The 3,291-nt window shown below is 26.8% G+C and carries 3 protein-coding genes and 1 pseudogene; all 4 read right to left on the bottom strand.

Annotation, left to right across the window (positions count from 1 at the left end; genetic code table 11):
- Positions 1-1,574, bottom strand: a 1,574-nt coding sequence (locus JG677_RS07495) for a motility associated factor glycosyltransferase family protein (RefSeq protein ID WP_234284662.1), incomplete at its 3' end; no start/stop codon positions are given.
- Complete coding sequence (gene ptmA, locus JG677_RS07490) at positions 1,574-2,344, bottom strand: flagellin modification protein PtmA (RefSeq protein WP_200286018.1); 771 nt, start codon at positions 2,342-2,344, stop codon at positions 1,574-1,576. The genes ptmA and JG677_RS07495, both read right to left, overlap by 1 nt.
- The gene (locus JG677_RS07485; RefSeq protein WP_200286017.1) at positions 2,344-3,051 is read right to left on the bottom strand and encodes an acylneuraminate cytidylyltransferase family protein; all 708 of its coding nucleotides are present in this window, start codon (positions 3,049-3,051) and stop codon (positions 2,344-2,346) included. The genes ptmA and JG677_RS07485 overlap by 1 nt, the downstream gene beginning before the upstream one ends.
- Positions 3,044-3,291: pseudogene (locus JG677_RS07480) on the bottom strand (gfo/Idh/MocA family oxidoreductase); the annotation flags it as partial. The pseudogene JG677_RS07480 and the gene JG677_RS07485, both read right to left, overlap by 8 nt.

The raw sequence follows: 3,291 nt of genomic DNA, 5'->3' as shown, positions 1-3,291 counted from the left end.
TTTAAATAAAGCTCATTGATTTCATTATATTCTTTTAAACAATCATTTTTAAAAGTATTAGAATGTTTTATAGCTTTTATAATTTTTGCATAAGCTTTAAGTAATAATTCATCTTGTTTATTTTTATTTAAAGCATTTAATCTTTTAAAGGGTTTGTTTAAATCTTTAATAAGTAATTCTTCACATACTTCTTTAAAAGGTTTTTCTATAGCTCCTTCTATCCTTGCTCCACCTTCTGTGCAGTTGTAGGTGGTAGAAATAATATTTTTTGCAATACTTCTTTGCAAAGTTAAGCGAAATATTGTCCAAATTCCAGAACTTTCAACTAAACCCTTTCCTCCATAAGCTAAACATTGGAATTTACCTTTATCTCTTTGAAAATGACCTTCATGCTTATCAAGATTACAATAATCTTTAGTATGAGAAAACCCATCTTCTCCATAAGCTAAATCTTGTCCTATTAAGATAATGTTTTTATAACTAAGATTTGTTGCTAATTCATAAGACATATGTGCAACACTTGGGCCATAGCCCGTATAACCATAATTATAAAGATTAACACTTTTAATAAAGTCAGATGGTCTTGAAATAAGCATATAGTTTCTATGATTTTGTTGTAAATATTTTATAGTTTGCGGATAAACCCAGCTTACACAAATAAATAATATCCCTTCATCAAATTTGCCAAAATCATTATTAAAGAATTCAGAAGTTAAAGGGATCCTTTCTAAGGATAAAACATAATCAGGCTTAATATTATGTTTAGCCAATATTGCATAAGCACTATCAGCACAAAATATTGTAGCTTTGTTTTGATATTCTTTTAGAATAGGAAGTTGTTTAGTAAGTGAAGGTCCTGTTGAAACTATTATAGCTGTATCACTTAAATTTGATCTTTTAGTGAGTAATTCTTTAAAAGTAGGATTTGTAATCATTTTAGGTAGATTACAAGTAAATTGTTCTATACCTTGTAAAGCATCTAAGGGATCATTACCATAAGAGAATATTGCTTTTTTAAAATGACTCATCATGTTTTGATTAATGTTTAATATATCTTCTTTATATTTTTCATAATAATCAGAGCTTAATTCTAAAAAATATACTCTTGAAAAAGAAAAGAAAGGATTAGATGAGCAAAGCTCATTATAATCATTTAAATTTAGAGTATTAGCATTAAATATTATTAAAGAATTATTTTTAAGTTCATGGCAAAAGTCTATTAAGTGAAACATAATATAAATGATTTCTAATTCTTTTTCAAAGACTACTATATGTTTATGGTTTTTGTTTTGAAGTAAGGCTTTAAATAAAATACCATTTCCAAAACCATAAAAATAAAGAACAGGATATAAGAAGTATTTATCATTATAAGTGTTTAACATAGAGTTTAGTTCAGCAAGAGGGTTTTGGTAGAGTAAAGCATTAGTACTTCTATCTTTTAAGTTGATATTAATATTATCTTCTGATTTGATGAGTTGATATTTTGTATTAATTTTTATTTTGCTTAAAGCATCTTTTAAGGCAATATCTTTTAAAGAATTTAAATTTTTATCAAAGAGTTCTTTTAAAAACATTAAAGTCCCCATCCATCACTAACTACTAAAGTTTGCCCAGTGATAAATTTACTTGCATCACTAAGTAAAAATACCAAAGTTCCGCATAAATCACTTGCTTCTAGCATTCCTTTACTCGCACAACACTTTCTATAAGCGTCCAAAAAAATCTGTGGTTGATTATCTAAAATTCCACCCGCTGCTAAGGTATTAACACGGATATTAGTATTAAAAAGTTCTTTAGCAAGCCATACACCCAAATGATTAATTCCTGCTTTAATCACACTATATTCAAGCGAACTTTGCATACTAGTATTTTTATAATTTTCAAATTTAGGAGCATATACACCCATAATAGAGCTAAGATTAATAATATTTCCATAGCCTTGCTTTTTAAAATATTTTACAAATTCTTGAGCAGCCAAAATAAAACCGCCAAGATGTAAATTTAAATTTTCACAAAGCTCTTCATAGCTCAATTCATAATAAGATGTTTTTCCCCAATTTTTTCCACAAGGATAAGAAGAATTAACAAAAGCATCGATTTTTTGATATTTTTGTTTAGTTTTTAAAATAGCTTCATTAAGACTTTCTTTAGAAGTGATATCAAGCTTAATGCTTAAAAGTTCTTGATTAAATTCTTTGTTTAATTTTTCTTTTAAATCTTTTAAACACTCCTCATTGATATCTGCTAAAACTGCAATGCCTTTATTTTTTAAAATAGCCCTACAAAGCTCTTTTCCTATACGCCCACAAGCTCCTACAACAAAAATAATCTTTTCTTCAAGCATTAAAATTCCTCTGGTTTTAAATTTCTTTCTTTAATTAAAAATTCAACTATTTTAAAATCAAGCTCACTATCTACATCAAAAGCTGTATTTTCTTCCATAATATAAAGAGAAGTTTGTTTTCCAAATAAATCATCACTCTTGAGTATTCTTTCACGTTTAAACATATAAATACTTGCATTCATATCAAAACATTTTGGCGCACTTTGGCGTGTTGTAAAAGAACCTTGTTTTGATCTTTTAACCTCATCATTGTCAAGCTCTATTAAATTAAAATAAGGATTACGCCTTGCTGGTGTTGCAGTAATTAAAACTTCTTTATTTTCTTTTACAAATAATTCATAAGCTTTTTTTATATCTTTACTTGTTCTAAGAGGAGCTGAGGCATCTAAATCTACTAAAATATCAAATTTTATACCAAAATATTTCTCACTTCTTAAAAGTGCATCACGCATCACAGGAATTTTTGGTGCATTATCACTTGCAAGATGTGCTTCTCTTTTAAAAAAAACTTCAGCTTTGTATTTTAATGCGACATTTGCTATCTCATCACTATCTGTACTTATAACTATATGTTTAAAAAGCTTTGAATTTCTTGCTTGTATGATACTATAAGCAATCATTTCAAGATTATTAATTTTTTTAATATTTTTATTTAAAACTCCTTTAGAACCACCTCTTGCACAAATTGTGCATAAAATTTCAGCCATTTTTAACCTCATCGCAAATTTTTAACACATCTAAAGCCTCATCTAAAGAACATAAATTTTTATCATTATTTAATATAGCTTTATGCATTGATTCTAAAGTTAAAATAGTATCGCTTTTATAAATTTGTGTTTTAATGCTTTTATCCTCATTATAAATTTTTAAAATACCTTGGATTAAATCGGCTTCATAACTTTTTTTTGGAGTATGAATAATAATTTTTCTTTGAGTAAGCTTAGAAA

It is taken from the genome of Campylobacter sp. TTU-622 (assembly GCF_016598965.1).
GTDB lineage: Bacteria > Campylobacterota > Campylobacteria > Campylobacterales > Campylobacteraceae > Campylobacter_D.
This window is presented reverse-complemented; position numbering and strand designations above follow the sequence as displayed.

What these genes read in the sequence shown, in the direction of transcription:
- ptmA (WP_200286018.1), bottom strand. Translation starts at nt 2,344, where the DNA reads ATGCTTGAAGAAAAGATTATTTTTGTTGTAGGAGCTTGTGGGCGTATA.
- JG677_RS07485 (WP_200286017.1), bottom strand. Translation starts at nt 3,051, where the DNA reads ATGGCTGAAATTTTATGCACAATTTGTGCAAGAGGTGGTTCTAAAGGA.